The sequence below is a fragment of the Stenotrophomonas sp. PUT21 genome, assembly GCF_052232875.1.
GTDB lineage: Bacteria > Pseudomonadota > Gammaproteobacteria > Xanthomonadales > Xanthomonadaceae > Stenotrophomonas > Stenotrophomonas maltophilia_N.
Map to the genome: position 1 here is coordinate 1,578,757 of NZ_CP197645.1, position 15,759 is coordinate 1,594,515.

Annotated in this window: 13 protein-coding genes; all 13 read right to left on the bottom strand. The window is 67.3% G+C overall.

Features of this window, described 5'->3' with window-relative positions; translation table 11 throughout:
* Window positions 1-81 precede the first annotated feature (81 nt).
* Window positions 82-2,442, bottom strand: a complete 2,361-nt coding sequence (locus ACTT2I_RS07495) for a methyl-accepting chemotaxis protein (protein ID WP_088435033.1) — start codon at window positions 2,440-2,442, stop codon at window positions 82-84.
* A 96-nt stretch (window positions 2,443-2,538) separates the two neighbouring features.
* Complete coding sequence (locus tag ACTT2I_RS07500) at window positions 2,539-2,922, bottom strand: hypothetical protein (protein WP_088435034.1); 384 nt, start codon at window positions 2,920-2,922, stop codon at window positions 2,539-2,541.
* 173 nt (window positions 2,923-3,095) lie between these two features.
* A complete protein-coding gene (locus ACTT2I_RS07505) occupies window positions 3,096-3,587 on the bottom strand; it encodes a chemotaxis protein CheW (protein WP_088435035.1) in 492 nt (163 codons plus the stop codon).
* A 174-nt stretch (window positions 3,588-3,761) separates the two neighbouring features.
* A complete protein-coding gene (locus ACTT2I_RS07510) occupies window positions 3,762-4,541 on the bottom strand; it encodes a flagellar brake protein (RefSeq protein WP_421100352.1) in 780 nt (259 codons plus the stop codon).
* 183 nt (window positions 4,542-4,724) lie between these two features.
* Window positions 4,725-6,965 (bottom strand): methyl-accepting chemotaxis protein, encoded by a 2,241-nt coding sequence (locus ACTT2I_RS07515; protein ID WP_088435037.1) that lies wholly within the window; start codon window positions 6,963-6,965, stop codon window positions 4,725-4,727.
* A gap of 385 nt (window positions 6,966-7,350) precedes the next feature.
* A complete protein-coding gene (locus ACTT2I_RS07520) occupies window positions 7,351-9,327 on the bottom strand; it encodes a chemotaxis protein CheA (RefSeq protein WP_421100351.1) in 1,977 nt (658 codons plus the stop codon).
* Between the two features lie 45 nt (window positions 9,328-9,372).
* Window positions 9,373-9,738, bottom strand: coding sequence for a response regulator (locus ACTT2I_RS07525; RefSeq protein ID WP_088435039.1), 366 nt, complete (start codon window positions 9,736-9,738; stop codon window positions 9,373-9,375).
* A complete protein-coding gene (locus ACTT2I_RS07530; RefSeq protein ID WP_019182915.1) occupies window positions 9,735-10,043 on the bottom strand; it encodes an STAS domain-containing protein in 309 nt (102 codons plus the stop codon). The genes ACTT2I_RS07525 and ACTT2I_RS07530 overlap by 4 nt, the downstream gene beginning before the upstream one ends.
* A gap of 70 nt (window positions 10,044-10,113) precedes the next feature.
* The gene (locus ACTT2I_RS07535; protein WP_421100350.1) at window positions 10,114-11,310 is read right to left on the bottom strand and encodes a chemotaxis protein CheW; all 1,197 of its coding nucleotides are present in this window, start codon (window positions 11,308-11,310) and stop codon (window positions 10,114-10,116) included.
* Window positions 11,307-12,089 carry a ParA family protein gene (locus ACTT2I_RS07540; RefSeq protein ID WP_088435041.1) on the bottom strand — a complete coding sequence of 261 codons (783 nt, stop codon included), beginning with the start codon at window positions 12,087-12,089 and terminating at the stop codon, window positions 11,307-11,309. The genes ACTT2I_RS07535 and ACTT2I_RS07540 overlap by 4 nt, the downstream gene beginning before the upstream one ends.
* A gap of 5 nt (window positions 12,090-12,094) precedes the next feature.
* Window positions 12,095-13,096, bottom strand: coding sequence for a flagellar motor protein MotD (gene motD, locus ACTT2I_RS07545; protein ID WP_293978633.1), 1,002 nt, complete (start codon window positions 13,094-13,096; stop codon window positions 12,095-12,097).
* A 1-nt stretch (window position 13,097) separates the two neighbouring features.
* Window positions 13,098-13,838 (bottom strand): flagellar motor protein, encoded by a 741-nt coding sequence (locus ACTT2I_RS07550; RefSeq protein WP_088435043.1) that lies wholly within the window; start codon window positions 13,836-13,838, stop codon window positions 13,098-13,100.
* 79 nt (window positions 13,839-13,917) lie between these two features.
* The gene (locus tag ACTT2I_RS07555) at window positions 13,918-15,759 is read right to left on the bottom strand and encodes a chemotaxis protein CheA (RefSeq protein ID WP_443096823.1); all 1,842 of its coding nucleotides are present in this window, start codon (window positions 15,757-15,759) and stop codon (window positions 13,918-13,920) included.

Here is a 15,759-nt window from a genome sequence, read left to right on the forward strand (position 1 = left end):
TCTCGGGCATTCAGCCGGGCAACAAAAAGCCCCGGTGCGCAGGCACCGGGGCGTGTGGTTCATCGCAGGCCGCAGGGCGGCTTAGAACTCCTGCCAGTCGCCGTCGGCCAGTTCGGTGGCCACCGGGCGCGAAGCCGGGCGGCGCACCGCAGCCTGCGCCAGCGGCGCGCGCACGGCACGCGGTGGTGCGGCCACGACCGGGGCAGGCGCGATGTCCTGTTCGTCGAGCTTGAAAATCGACACGGCATCGGTCAGATGGCCGGCCTGTTCTTCCATGGCGCGGGCGGCGGCGGTGGCTTCTTCCACCAGCGCGGCGTTCTGCTGGGTGGTCTCGTCCATCTGCACCACGGTCTGGTTGACCTGCTCGATGCCGGCTGACTGTTCCTGCGAGGCGGCGGAGATCTCGGCCATGATGTCGGTCACGCGCTGCACCGAGGCGACGATCTCGCCCATGGTGGCGCCGGCCTTCTGCACCAGCGCGGAGCCATCGTTGACCTTGCCGACGGAGTCGTCGATCAGGCCCTTGATCTCCTTGGCCGCGCCGGCCGAACGCTGGGCCAGGGTGCGTACTTCGGAGGCGACCACCGCGAAACCGCGGCCCTGCTCACCGGCACGGGCGGCTTCCACCGCCGCGTTCAGCGCCAGGATGTTGGTCTGGAAGGCGATGCCGTCGATGACCGAGATGATCTCGGCGATCTTCTTGGACGAGGTCTGGATCGCGCTCATGGTCGTGACGACCTGGCCGACCACGTCACCGCCCTGCGAAGCGACGGTGTGGGCGCCGATGGCGAGCTGGTTGGCCTGGCGCGCGTGCTCGGCGTTCTGGCGCACGGTGGAGGTCAGTTCCTCCATCGAAGCCGCGGTTTCTTCCAGGTTGGCCGCCTGCTGCTCGGTACGGCGCGACAGGTCGCTGTTGCCGGTGGCGATCTCGCTGGCGGCCGAATTGATCTGCTGGCTGGAGTGCTTGATCCGGGTCACGATGCCGCTGAGCTGCTCGGCGGTGGCATTGGCGTCGTCCCGCATCCGGGCGAACACGCCCTGGAAGTCGCCGTGCATGCGCACCGTCAGGTCGCCCTGCGAGAGCGAGGCGAGCAGGTTGGAGACCTGTTCGATGCTGGCCGAGTTGGCGTCCAGCAGGCCGTTGAGCTGCTGGGCCAGCTGCAGGAAGAAGCCTTCCTTGCCGTCGCTGTCGATGCGGCCGGAGAGGTCGCCGGCCGCGGCCTGGGCGATCACGCGGGCCACCTCGGCTTCCACCAGGGCTTCGGGGGTACGGTCGCGCCATTCGATGACGTGGCCGACGGTCTCACCCTGCTCGTTGGCGATCGAGGAGATCACCTGGGCGAACTGGGCTTCGCCGAACTGCATCGGGCGGCGGCTGACGCCGTGCTGCTGCAGCTGGGCCAGGGTCTTGGGGTCGATCTCGCTGCCGTGTTCCAGTGCAGCGGCCGACTTGCCGATCAGCGATGCGGCGGCGTCGAAGTCCGGCAGGTCCTTGCGGATGTCGGCTTCGTACTGGCTCAGGGTCTGCTGCAGGGCGCGGTTGCTGTAAACGATGGTGTGATGCGCATCGGTCAGGTAGACGCCGGTGGAGCTGTAATCCAGGGCAGTGCGGATGCGCAGGTTCTCGCGGGCGATGGCCTGGTCGGTCTCGGTGCGCTCGCGCAGGTCGCGCTGCATGCGCTGCATGGCCTGCAGCAGGTCGCCGACTTCATCCTTGCGGCTGACGTCGATGTGGCCGTCCAGCTTGCCGCTGGCGACATCGTTGGCGACGGAGACGGCGCCGCGCATGCTGCCCACCAGCGAACGGGCGAACAGATACACCAGCACCAGGCCCAGGGCGGCGCCGCCGAGCAGGGTGATCGCAGTCAGCATGGCCGAGGCGGCGTAGGTGGATTCGGCTTCTTCGCGCGAAGCGCGCGAGAGGCGGTTGTCTTCGGCGATCAACGCTTCCAGGGCGGCCGAGGCCTTCAGATGCTTGGCGCGGGTCTCACCGACAAAGGTGTCCACGGCATCGTCGGGCAGGTCCAGCTCGAGCATTTCAGTGACGGCGTCGTAGGACGCCAGCGAATCGGTCCAATCCTTGGCGAAGGTGTCGAACAGCTTCTTCTGCTGGGGATTGTCGATCAGCGCGGGGTATTTCTTGATCGAGGCATCGATCTGGGTGCGAAGCTCCGCGGCGCGGGTCTTGGCTTCGGTCTTGACGTCATCGCTGGCGCGGATGAGGCCCTGGTAGGCGTAGTTGCGGTACTCGCCGACCATGCCACGCAGTTCACCGGCGGTGCGGATGCTGTCCATCCGGGGGCCGGCCAGTTCGGTGGTGACGTTGTTGAGTGAGTGCAGGCCACGGTAGGCCACGATGCCCTGCAGCAGCATTACCAGCAGGAGGACGCCGAAAGTCAGCATCAACTTGGGCATCAGTTTGAGGTTGTTGATCCACGGCATGGCAGGTGCGGTCTCCAGTGGCAAACGCGTCCGGCCGTCGTGGCCGGTTGCAGCGACCACGCCGGCCTGGGCCGGCGTGGCAGGGCGTACGGGGAATTACTTGATGTTGGCCAGCTTCAGGCCGGCCGGCGAGCTGACTTCGATTTCAGCGCGCGAGGCATCGCGGGCGATCTTGCCGATCACGCAGACGGTCTTGCCTTCCAGCGATTCCAGCGGGAAGCTGAACTTGTCGCGGTTGGCGCCGGCGATGCGGGCCGAGAAGGTGTGGCGCGGGAAAGCGCCGCCCATGTACAGGAAGGTCGGCTGGCCTTCAGAGCCTTCGGCATAACGGGCCTTTTCGACCTTGCCGCAGACCATGCCGTCCTTGCCGACCGAGCGCGGGGCCATTTCCGGCGGAATCATTTCACCGGACTGGGCGAATGCCGTGGAGGCGGAAGAGGCGATCACAGCGACCGAGAACAGGGCAAGCAGGGACTTCATCGGGAAGATTCTCCGGGGATATGGGCAGTTGGCCCGGCCATGGGCGATCCAGTGCAGCCGGGTTCTGAAACCAGCTATCGGCCGGTCCGGGCGGAACTGAAGCAAGTTTTTTCTTCAGTGGCCGTCACGGTATGCACCGGGCACAGTCCGCTGTTTGTTCTGTGACGGATGTCTCAGGCTGCGACGTCGTCAATGACCGGGGTCTGGCCCATGTCGGCGCTGTCGAGCAGGGTTTCGATATCCAGCAGGATGAGCATGCGATCGTCCTGGGTGCCGATGCCGGAGATGAAGCGGGTATCGACGGCGGCGCCGAATTCGGGGGTCGGGCGGATCTGATCGGCGGCCAGCGGGATGACGTCGGAGACGCTGTCGACAACGATGCCGACAACACGGTCTTCCACGTTGAGGACGATCATGACGGTGAAGGCGTCGTAGGTGGCATTTTCCAAGCGCAGTTTCAGGCGCAGGTCGATGACCGGGACGATGGTGCCGCGCAAGTTGATGACGCCTTTGATGTAATCCGGGGCATCGGGCACGCGGGTGACGGAGTCATAGCCGCGGATTTCCTGGACTTTGAGGATGTCCACGCCGTAGTGCTCGGCGCCGAGGGTGAAGCTGAGGTATTCGCCGCCGTCGCTGGCGGCGTTGCTGTTCTTGTCGTTCATCGAGGGGTCCTGGGTCGGGCGTGGCGGTCGGAAAACCGGGGGTCACGCTGGATATCGGCCTGCCCGCGGGCGACTTTAGCTCCCACCCACCCCCAACGCTGCCTTCAGCTCGGGCCCGGCCTACCCGTGCCGACCAAACCACGCATCAACCGCGCCATGCAGTTGAAGCCGCGGTCAGCTCTCCCCGTTCTTCCTTGCACTCCGCTGCCGGTCGATACGGAAGATGTAGCGCTGGATCGCGCTGTCGCCACCGCGCGGGAGGTCGTCGAACCGCATGCCGATGCGCTTCATCTCCACCCCGTTGGGCAGCTTGACCGCCAGCTGGTTGCAGACGATCAGCGAGACGTGCAGGGGGCTGCCGTCGGGCAGGTCGAGCTGGGCGGCGTAGCGTTTCTGCAGGGAGAACACGTTGCAGTCCACCGGTACCGTGACAGCCAGGCCGCCGCCGCTGATGTCCACCACGCGCAGCTGCAGGATCTCGCTGCGGTCTTCGTTGATCGGGAACTGCAGGTGGGGGGAGTCGGTGATCGGTGTTTCCAGCCGGTACAGTTCGCGGCGCTGCAGGTGCACCAGTTCCTCGGGGAACGGGACGCGGAAGGCGACATGGCCTTCGTTGCGCACGCGTTCCAGACCGTCCAGCCGGAAGCGCACCATCACCCGGTCCAGCTGGGCGAAACACAGCAGGTGGCCGGCTTCTTCAGCGGCGCGGTTGGAGGGCTCGGACGGGCTGCCATCGAGCAGCAGCCAATCGTCGTCTTCGTCCAGTTCCAGGACGGCCGTGGGGAAGGACTGGTCGCGGCCACCCAGATGGGCGTTGATCAACGAACGCTGGTCAATCAGCGCCTGCAGCAACTGCCGGATCTGGCGGGGGTTGCGGACCAGGTACCTGTCATCCGTGCCATCGTCGTGCGTGGCATGGGATCGGTCGTGTGCGTCGAGGCTGCCTTCGGACATGGAATCTGCTGGGTTGGGCGGGTGCCGGCATGCGCACATGCCTGGGCTCTGTCCGTTTATCGGCAGTAGTTCACATTTATGTAGGGGGAATTGTGTCGGCGTGGCGTGCCATGGCGCCGGCAGAACGACGACACCCCGCCGGAGCGGGGTGTCGAAGGTCGATCGATCACGTGCCGGACGCGATCAGAACTCCTGCCACTCGGTGTCATTGGCCAGTGCCGGTTCACGGCTCATGACACGGCGCGGTGCGGCGGCGACGCTGCGCGGCTGGGGGGTGGCAACGGCGCGCGGCGCCGCCGGTGCACGGATCACGGCCGGTGCCGCGTGCGTGTGGCTGTCCAGCTTGAACAGCGCCACCGCATCGGTCAGGTGACCGGCCTGTTCTTCCATGGCACGGGCGGCGGCGGTGGCTTCCTCCACCAGCGCAGCGTTCTGCTGGGTGGTCTCGTCCATCTGCACCACGGTCTGGTTGACCTGCTCGATGCCGGCCGACTGTTCCTGCGAGGCGGCGGAGATCTCGGCCATGATGTCGGTCACGCGCTGCACCGAGGCGACGATCTCACCCATGGTGGCGCCGGCCTGGTTGACCAGCTGCGAGCCTTCGGCGACCTTGCCGACCGATTCGTCGATCAGGCCCTTGATCTCCTTGGCCGCGCCGGCCGAGCGCTGTGCCAGGGTACGCACTTCGGAGGCGACCACCGCGAAACCGCGGCCCTGCTCACCGGCACGAGCGGCTTCGACCGCCGCGTTCAGCGCCAGGATGTTGGTCTGGAAGGCGATGCCGTCGATCACGGTGATGATGTCGGCGATGCGGCGCGAGGAGGCGTCGATCTCGTGCATGGTGCTGACCACGCGGCCCACCACGTCACCGCCCTGCGAGGCGACCGAGTGCGCGCCGATGGCAAGCTGGTTGGCCTGACGGGCGTGTTCGGCGTTCTGGCGCACGGTGGAGGTCAGTTCCTCCATCGAAGCCGCGGTTTCTTCCAGATTGGCGGCCTGCTGCTCGGTACGGCGGGACAGGTCGTTGTTGCCCGAGGCGATCTCGCCGGCCGCGGTGCTGATGCTGGAGGAGGCCTGCTGGATGCGACCCACAATCTGGGTCAGCTGGGCGACGGTGGTGTTGGCATCGTCACGCATCGAGGCGAACACGCCGTGGAACTCGCCCTGCATGCGGGCGGTCAGGTCGCCGTTGGCGATGGACTGCAGCAGGTGCGAGAGCTGGGACAGGTTGCCATCGGCGACCTGCATCATCGTGTTGAGGTGCTCGATCATCACCCGGAAGTCGTGGTCGAAACGCATCGCGTCGCCGCGCTGGCTGAAATCACCGGCCGCAGCGGCCTGGGCCAGCGACTGGATCTGGGTATTGATCGCCAGCAGGCTGGCCTTGGCCGCGTCCATCGATTCGTGCAGGATCGCGCGGGTACCGGGCAGGCGGCGGGCGTTCGGCGAGAGGTCGCCGGCGGCGTACTGGTTCAGGACGTTGATCGCGTCCTTGATCGAATCCAGGTGCTCGAAAATAACCGTATTGATGCCGACGGCCAACTGGCCGTACACCCCCGGGAAATCTTCCGGGATGCGGTGGCTGATGTCCGGGCCGGCGTGCATCTCGACCATCTGCTGGGTCTGCTCGGAGAAGCGGCGCAGCATCACGGTCATGTCGCGGGTGGCGGTCAGCATCTTGCCCGCTTCATCCTTGCTCGTGGCCTGGATGTTGACCGAGAGATCGCCACGGGCGACCGACTGGATGGCATGCACGGCCTGGCCGAGCGGGCGGGTGATGGCGCGCGAGATGACCACGCCCATGACCGCGGCCAGCAGCGACAGCAGCACGATGCAGCCGATGATCGCGTAGACGCTGTTCTGGTGGGTGGCGTTGGCCGTCTCGATGCGGCTGGCCATCACCCCGTTGCTGAACTCACCCAGCTCCTTGAGGGCGGCGAACAGGGCGCGGCGTGCCGGGCGCGACTGCTCATCGGAAATCTGCTGGGCGGTGACGCCGTCGCCGGCCGCGATCGCTTCCTTGATCAGGCCATTGGCCTTGAAGTAATCCGCGGTGCGGGCAGCGACCACTTCGTACAGCTGATGCTCCTTGTCGCCGGCCGGCAGCGCGGCATAGGCGGCCAGCTCGGCGTTGACGACCTTGGCGGTATCGGCCATGCGCTTGTCGTAGTCGGCGACCGACTCCGGCTTGTCGAGCACGGTCAGCTGCGCCATTTCGTAGGTGCGGAATTCGCCGAGCTGCGCACGCACTTCGCCCAGGTGCTGGACGGAGGGGATGTCGTTGGTGCTCATCGCGCGCAGCTGGGCATTGGCCTGGCCCAGGCGGACCAGGGCGAAGCTGCCCAGGGCCAGCGTCATCAACGTGGTGAGGGTGAAGCCTACCGCCAGCTTGCGGGCGATGGGCAGGTCGTGGAACCACTTCATGATTGAAACTCCGGGCAGGGCAGTGACGCACAGCCGTGGGGTGCTGGGCGGAATCAGCGGGGTGGGAGAGAGTGGAGCGGAGGCGCGCGACGGTTGCCGTGGTCGCTACTTCGGATAGCGGCGTTGATCGACCGCAACTTGATAGTGCTGCGTCACATTTTTTTCACGTTCGCCATCACGGTTCATCGGCCGGCGATGGTTGCTGCTGCAAGGGTTTGGGCCGTTTCATCCGTACGCATGCGGACGGAATGAGGCGAGCCTGCGTGCCGCCACTGCCGATGGAGTTCACAGTTCGCCGCACGTTGATGACACGCAGCCACCCACGAACGAACGCCGCCGCTCCCGGGGGAGCGGCGGCGTCGGGCACAGCGCTATGGCAGCGGCGTTACGCGGCCTGCGGCACCTTGAGCGAACGCACCAGCCCGCCGATGTCGACGATCAGGGCGACCCGGCCATCGCCGAGGATGGTCGCGCCGGAGACTCCGCTGATACGGCGGTAGTTGTTCTCGATGTTCTTGACCACGACCTGCTGCTGGCCGACCAGTTCGTCCACTTCCAGCGCGATCTTCTGGCCGTCACCTTCGACGACGACCACCAACGGATCATCCAGGGCACGCCCGCCGTAGCCGTAGTACTCGCTGAGCGAGAGGATCGGCAGGTACTCGCCACGAACCCGCAGCACGCGGCCTTCGCCGGCCATGGTGCGTACATCGTCGGCCTGCGGCTGCAGCGCCTCGAGTACGTAGGCCAGCGGCAGGATCAGGGTTTCGCCGGCCACCGAGACGGTCATGCCGTCCAGGATCGCCAGCGTCAGCGGCAGGCGGATCAGCACGCGGGTGCCGTTGCCGGCCTGGCTTTCCAGCTGCACTTCGCCGCCCAGTGCCTGGATGTTGCGACGGACCACATCCATGCCGACGCCGCGACCGGACAGATCCGTGACGGCATCGGCGGTGGAGAAGCCCGGCTGGAAGATGAGGTCCCAGACCTGCGCGTCGGTGGGGTTGTCCGGCACGCTCAGGCCACGCTCGAGTGCCTTGGACAGGATCTTGTCGCGGTTCAAACCGCGGCCGTCATCGCTGACTTCGATCACGATGTGGCCGCCCTGGTGCGAGGCCGCCAGCGTGATCGTGCCGGTCTCGTCCTTGCCCGCCTCGCGACGCACGTCCGGCATTTCCAGGCCGTGGTCGATCGAGTTGCGGACCAGGTGCACCAGCGGATCGGCTATCTTCTCGATCAGGCCCTTGTCCAGCTCGGTGCCTTCGCCGATGGTGCGCAGGCGCACGTGCTTGCCCAGGCGCGAGGACAGGTCGCGGACCAGGCGCGGGAAGCGACGGAATACGGCGTCCACCGGCAGCATGCGCACGCCGATGACCGCTTCCTGCAGATCGCGGGTGTTGCGTTCCAGCAGGTCCAGTCCGGTCAGCAGCTGCTCGGCCTGCGCCGGGTCCAGCGCGTGCGAAACCTGCTTGAGCATGGCCTGGGTGATGACCAGTTCGCCGACCAGATTGATCAATGCGTCGACCTTGTCCACGCTGACGCGGATCGAGGTTTCGGCTTCATGTGCGGCGGCCGCCGGTGCTGCCGCGGCCGGTGCAGTCGGTGCAGCGGCGGCGGCGGGCTTGGCTTCGACCGGCGCGCTGGTGGCCAGGCTCGGCGGCGCGGCCGGACGGATGTCCAGTTCGCAGTCGTCCACGACCCAGGCGAAGGTGTCTTCGATCTTGCTGCGCGGTACCTTGCCAACCAGGCCGAGATCCCACGCCAGGTGCGCTTCGAGCGGATCCAGCTGGTCGAAGCCGGGCAGGCGGTCCAGGCGCGCGGCGACCTGCAGCGAGCCCAGGTGCTCAAGCTCGCGGATGATGCGCAGCGGGTCGTTGCCGCTCATGAACAGCGACGGTGCCGGCACAAAGCCGATCTGCCACGCCTCGGGGGTGTCATCGACCTTGGCGGCGGCGACCGGCGCCGCCGCAGTGGCCTGACCGGACAGCACCGCTTCCAGGCGCGCCTTGACCTCGGCGACCGCCTGCGGATCCGCCGCCTGGCCGTGTTCGGCTTCACGCAGCAGGGCGCGCAGCACGTCCACCGAGGCCAGCATCGCGTCGACCGCGGCCGCTTCCAGTGCCCGCTTGCCGGCGCGCAGTTCGTCCAGCAACGTTTCCAGCACGTGGGTCAGCGCGGCGATCGCATCGAAGCCGAAGGTGCCGGCGCCGCCCTTGATCGAGTGCGCGGCGCGGAACACCGAGTTGATGATCTCCGGGTCCTGCTGGCCCGATTCGAGCGCCAGCAGGCCAGCTTCCATCGCATCCAGCCCCTCGCGGCTTTCTTCGAAGAAGGTGGCGTGGAAACGTTGCAGATCCATGCTCATGGTGCGGGGTGTCCAGTTGCGAGGGGAGGGAAGGGTGAAGCGGGATCAGCCCAGGACTTTCTGGACGGTGGCGACCAGCTGTTCCGGGTTGAACGGCTTGACCAGCCAGCCGGTCGCACCGGCGGCCTTGCCTTCGGACTTCTTGTCCGCAGCCGATTCGGTGGTCAGCATCAGCATCGGCGTGAACTTGTAGTCGGGCAGCTGGCGCAGCTCACGGATCAGCGCGATGCCGTCCATGTTGGGCATGTTGACGTCGGTGACCACCGCGTTGAAGCGTTGGCCCTTGGCACGACCGAGGGCGACCGCGCCGTCTTCGGCTTCCTCGACGGAAAAGCCGGCCGAGGTGAGGGCGAAAGAGACCATCTGGCGCATCGACGCCGAATCGTCCACCACCAAGATACGTGCGCTCATGCAGCGTTCTCCACAGATTTCAGGTTGTCATGGGGTGCATCCAGGCCGAGGGCCTGGGTGACGCCGAGCAGGCGCGCGGCATCACGGAAGGTTGCGGTGCAACCGTGGAATCCGGTGGGATGCCCGGCCTTGCGGCGGGCCTCGACGAATGCGCACAGCACCTGCACCGAGGCGGTATGGATACGGCCGATCTGGCTGGCATCCAGCGTCAGATCGCCGGCCTGATCCACCAGGGGGGCCAAACGTGTTTTCAGCTCGGTGCTGGTCTCGATACCGAGATCATCACCCAGGGCCACAGTGCTCATCATTGCTCCGGACAAACGGTTCCGAGGTCTATAACGGCAATAACCCGGGAAGCTTTAGCCGTTCCGGCGGTCAGTTCAGCAGCTGGGTCGCATCCAGCAGGATCATCGGCTGCGCGCCGCCACGGGCGACGCCACGGAACAGGTCGTTGGAGATCTGGCAGATGCGGGCGGTATCCGGGGGCTCGATCTGGGAATCGGTGAGGTTGGCGACATCCTCCACGGCCGAGACGCGCAGGCCCATGGTTTCGCCATTCTCTTCCAGCACCACGATGCGGGTATTGGCGTCGTTGCCGGCCGCGCTGCTGCCCAGGTGGATGCCCAGGTCCATCACCGGCACCACCTGGCCGCGCAGATTCATGATGCCCAGCATCGCCGGGGAGGTGCCCCGCAGCGGCAGCAAGGGCACCGGCAGAACCACTTCCTGGACCTTGAGCAGCTCCAGTGCGTAGGCCTGGGCGCCGCAGCGCAGGCGCAGCCAGCGCGAGGTGCGCTCGCTGGCACGGCGGTTTTCGCGCGGGCTGGAGGCCGGGTCGCGGGCCTGGCGTTGCAGTTCCTCCCAGCTGCCGGGACGGCTCTGCGCCAACGAGGGCGTGCCGGCGCGGGCGCTGGTCGCCGCAGGCATCGGCGGCATGGCAGGCATCGGCCGGGCAACCGGTGCGCGTGCTGCTGGCGCGGCAGCGGCGGCTGCAGGGGTGGTCGACGGGACCGGCGCAGGGGCGGGCGCCACGACAGGGGTGGGTGCTGCTGCAGGCGCGCTGGCGCCGACGGCGACAGGATCGGTTTCGTAGACGACCTCGGGCGGCAGGTCGTCCCAGCTTGGGCGCGCTTCGTCCGTGGGCGCGGGCATCGCGCCGCTCAGAAGAGGATCGTTGCGGAGCTCATCGAGCAGGTCATCGAAGCCGGGTGCCGGCGCGGCCGCCTCGGCCACAGCGCCTGGTGCCTCCGCCTCGGCGGTGATGCCCGCCTCGGGAAGCGTCACGGCGCCACTCAGCAGCGGGTCGTTGCGCAGCTCATCGAGCAGGTCACTGAAGCCTGGCGGGACCGCCACTTCTTCAACCCCGGGCGCTGTCTCAGCCGCGGTCTGTTCCGCCGTCGGCGGTGCTTCGTCGTGGCTGGCTGCTTCGACCGTCGCAGCAGCGACGCTGAGCTCGTCCATCGCTTGGGCTGCGTCCGCCGTCGCGACCGCCACCGGTGTTTCCACCGGCGCAGGCATCGCGTCGCCGAGCAGCTGCTCCAGGTAATCGTCGAGGACGCCGGCGGTGTTCATGCCGCGCGCTCCATCTGCTGCGCATCGTCGGCCAGGATCCATTCCAGCGCGCGGCGGTAGGCGGCCAGGCCGCGGCCGGGGTAATCCTCCGATTGCGGCGGCACGGTCAGGCTGGCGGCATTGCAGATGCGCGTATCGACCGGAATCGCGTCTTCCCAGACGCGATGGCCGTGCTTGTCCTGCATCAGTTTGACCGTCTCGTTGCCGGCGCGGGTGCGGCGGTCGAACAGGGTCGGCAGGATCGACATCGGCAGCGGGCGGCGACGCGAGCGCTCGACCATTTCACCGGTGCGGACCATGCCATCCAGACCATGCAGGGCGAGCGGCTCGGCCTGGGTGGGGATGATCAGGCGGTCGGCAGCGGCCAGCGCGTTGATCATCAGCAGGCCCAGGGTCGGTGCGCAGTCCAGCAGGATGTAGTCGTGCTGGCCCTGGTGGCGACCGAGCGCATTCTGCAGGGCCAGGCCGAGGCCGGGTTGGTTGGCGCTGCGGCGTTCCAGCGTGGCCAGGGCGGCCTGCGCGCAGACGTAATCTAGGCCCGGGATGTCGCTGTGGTGGGCGAGGGTGGACAGCTCGGCCGGCGGTGCGGCGAACAGTTCCAGCACCCCCTGCGGCGGCGGGTCCAGCGGTACGCCGAAGGCGCGGGTCAGCGAGGAATGCGGATCCAGATCGATCAGCAGCACGCGGTGGCCCTGCGTGGCCAGGCCGCGGCCGAGCGCGAGCGTCGTGGTGGTCTTGCCCACGCCGCCTTTCTGATTGGCAACAGCCCAGATACGCATGCGGTTCACTCCTTCATTGCGGGCGGAACGGCGGCGCCAACACGGCTGCCGGCCGGCACCGGTGGCAACTGCACCGGTGCGATGGGGGTAACGGGGGTGCCGGAGGCGGGTGCCTTGGCCGCATCGGCGGCCTCGGCGTCGGCGCTGAGCCGGTCGGTGATTGGATCGATGCTCTGCGCGGTATCGGCCAGGATGATCACCATCACCCGCCGGTTGCGGTTGCGGCCTTCGGCGCTGGCATTGTCTTCGCGCGGGCGGAACTGCCCGTAGCCCACCATCGCCAGCCGTGCCGGTTGCAGGCCCTGGTCGGCGAACAGGTGCACCACGCTGGCCGCACGCCCGGCCGACAGCTCCCAGTTGGAGGGGAACAGCGAGGTGGCGATCGGGATGTTGTCGGTATGGCCTTCCACGCGCACGCCGTTGGGCGCATCACGCAGCACTTCGGCCAGCTTGGAAAGGGTGTCGCGCGCGTGCACATCCAGCGTGGCCGAGCCGGTCGGGAACAGGATGTCGCTGTTGATCTCCACTTCGATCCACAGCTCGGTGCGGCGCACGGTGATCATGCCGCGTTCGATCAGCGGCGCCAGCGTGGCGGTGAGCTTGTCGGCGATGCCGTTGAGCTGGCGCTCGGCGCGCTGGAGCTGTTCCTGGTTGCGGATCGAAACCGGCATGCGCATCTGCGAAGCCATCGCCGGCAGCAGGGTCGGGTCGTTGCTCGGTGCAGGGGCGGAGGGGCCGATCTTGGTGCCGGCCTTGATCACCGAAGGGCTGTCCCAACCACCGCCCTGGACCTGCTGGTTGCCGACCTGCACCGGGTTGATGGTGCGGGGCGCGCCACCGAAGGCGGTGGTCAGTGCGTCGGCCATGATCCGGTACTTGCCCTCGTTGAGGGAGGAGATGGCATACATCACCACGAAGAAGGCGAGCAGCAGCGTCATGAGGTCGGCGTAGGGAATCGCCCAGGCCTCATGGTTGGCATGTTCTTCGTGGTGCTTGCGGCGGGCCATGTCAGTGCAGGAACCCGGACAGGTTGGTTTCGATATTGCGCGGGTTCTCACCCTGGGCGATCGAGATCAGACCCTCGATGATCATCTCGCGGTCGCGGCTGTTGTGGTGGATCACGCTCTTGAGCTTGGCCGAGACCGGCAGGAACAGCAGGTTGGCCGAGGCGATGCCGTAGATGGTGGCGGTGAACGCCGCGGCGATGCCGTGACCGAGCTTGCTCGGGTCGGCGAGGTTCTTCATCACCGCGATCAGGCCCAGCACGGCGCCGATGATGCCCAGGGTCGGGGCGTAGATGCCCATGCCTTCGAAGACCTTGGAAGCGGCCAGGTCTTGGCTCTCCTGGCTGCTCAGCTCGATCTCCATCATGTGCCGGATGGTTTCCGGCTCCACGCCATCCACCAGCAGCTGCAGCCCCTTGCGCAGGAACGGATCGTCCTGGGCATCGACCTGGGCTTCCAGGCCCAGCAGGCCCTGGCGGCGGGCGATGTTGCTCCACTCCACGATCTGCTGGATCAGGTGGCGACGGTCGCTGCTCGGCGGCAGGATCACCCAGCGCACGATCTTGAAGGCGTGCTTGAACACGGCCGGCGAGGTGTGCAGCAGGATCGAGGCGATGGTGCCGACGATCACGATCACGAAGGCAGCCGGCGACCACAGCGACGCCAGACCGGCCCCCTTGAGGATGCTGCCGCCGACCAGTGAGGCCAACGCGAGGAATAGTCCAATGAGGCTGAGTCTGTCCATGGGTCCGTTATCGGCTTGTGTGAATGGGACTTGAGACGCCGAAGGAATCCAGTGATGCGGCGGTCACACTTTCACGCGGTCAATCGTGGTGGGTGCGCAGTCCATCCACGTCCAGGATCAATGCCATGCGGCCGTCACCGATCAGGGTCGCGCCGGCATAGCTGCGCAGGCCACGCAGGGCTTTCGGGAGCGGCTTGATCACCACTTCCTCGCGGCCGCGCACCTGGTCCACCACCAGGCCGAAGCGGGCCTCACCGGCCTGCAGCACCACGATGGTCAGCAGCGAGGACGGCATCGGCTCCACATCCAGCCAGTGGCGCAGATCGACCAAGGCCAGCGCGTGCGATTTGCGGTCCAGCACGGCGCGGCCATCGAACCAGCCCAGCGAGGTGTTGGGGGCATGCAGCACCTCCATCACGCGGGCCAGGGGCAGGGCGTAGACGTCTTCGCCGGCCTGCACCAGCAGGGTCGGCAGGATCGCCAAGGTCAGCGGCACGCGGATCATGAAGCGGCTGCCACGGCCGAGCTCGGACTGGATCTGGATCTGGCCGCTGAGCTCGCGGATGCGCGACTGGACCACGTCCATGCCCACGCCACGGCCGGAAATGTCGGTGACCTGCTGCTTGGTCGAGAAGCCGGGCAGGAACACCAGGTGCAGGCATTCCTCGCTGCTCAGGCGGGCGGCGGCCTCCGGATCGATCAACCCCTTTTCGCGCGCCTTCTGGCGCAGGCGTTCCGGGTCGATGCCGGCGCCGTCGTCCTGCACTTCAATGCTGACGTAGTCGCCTTCCTGCTGGGCCGACAGGCGTACGTGGCCGCTGCGCGGCTTGCCCTGGGCCTCGCGCAGATCCGGCATTTCCACGCCGTGATCGATGGCGTTGCGGACCAGGTGGACCAGCGGATCGGCCAGTGCTTCGACCAGGTTGCGGTCCAGCTCGGTTTCCGCGCCGATCAGTTCCAGTTCGACTTCCTTCTTCAGCGACCGCGCAACATCGCGGGCCACCTTGGGGAAGCGCGAGAACACCTTGCCGACTGGCTGCATGCGGGTACGCATCACCGCCGACTGCAGCCGTGCGGTGGCGATGTCCAGCGTGGACACGGCGCGGTCGAGTTCTTCATCGTGCAGGCGCGCACGCAGGGTCTTGAGCCGGTTGCGCGAGAGCACCAGCTCGCCGATCAGGTTGACGATCGCATCCAGGCGCTTGGTATCCACGCGCACGGTGTGTTCGGCTTCGGCGACGGGTTTGGCCGGGGCCGGCTTGGCGCTTGGCGCCGCCGGGGCGGCCACGGCGCGCGGGGCCGCAGCGGGCACGGATGCAGCGGCAATGGCCTTGGCACCGGGAACGGCGCCGCCGTGCAGCTGGTCCAGCAGCGCTTCGAACTCGTCCTCGCCGATCAGGCCATCGTCCTTTTTCGGCGCGGCAACGGCGGTCGGCGCGGCGCCGCCATGCAGCTGGTCGAGCAGCGCTTCGAACTCATCATCGGTGATCATCTCGCCGCCGCTGCCGGGGGAGGTGGCCGCCGCGGGTGCCGGCGTGGCCGGGCCGTTGACGTCGAACTGGGCGATCAGTTCCGGCGGGGCATACCCCGGCTCGGTCCCGGCCGAGACCGAATCCAGCATCGACTGCAGATAGTCCAGCGACTGCTGGGCCGCGTCGAAATGGTGGGCCTGCAGCGTGGCCTGGCCGGAGCGCGCCATGCCGAGGGTTTCCTCGGCGGCGTGGCACAGCTCGACCATCGCCTGGATGCCGAGGAAGCCGGCACCGCCCTTGAGCGTGTGGAAGCCACGGAACACGGCGTTGAGCTGGTCGGCATCCTGGGGCGCCTGCTCCAGCGACACCAGCTGTTCGCCAAGGCGGTCCAGGATTTCCTGGGCCTCGAGGATGAAGTCGGCGGCGATATCGTCTGGAACAGCACTCAT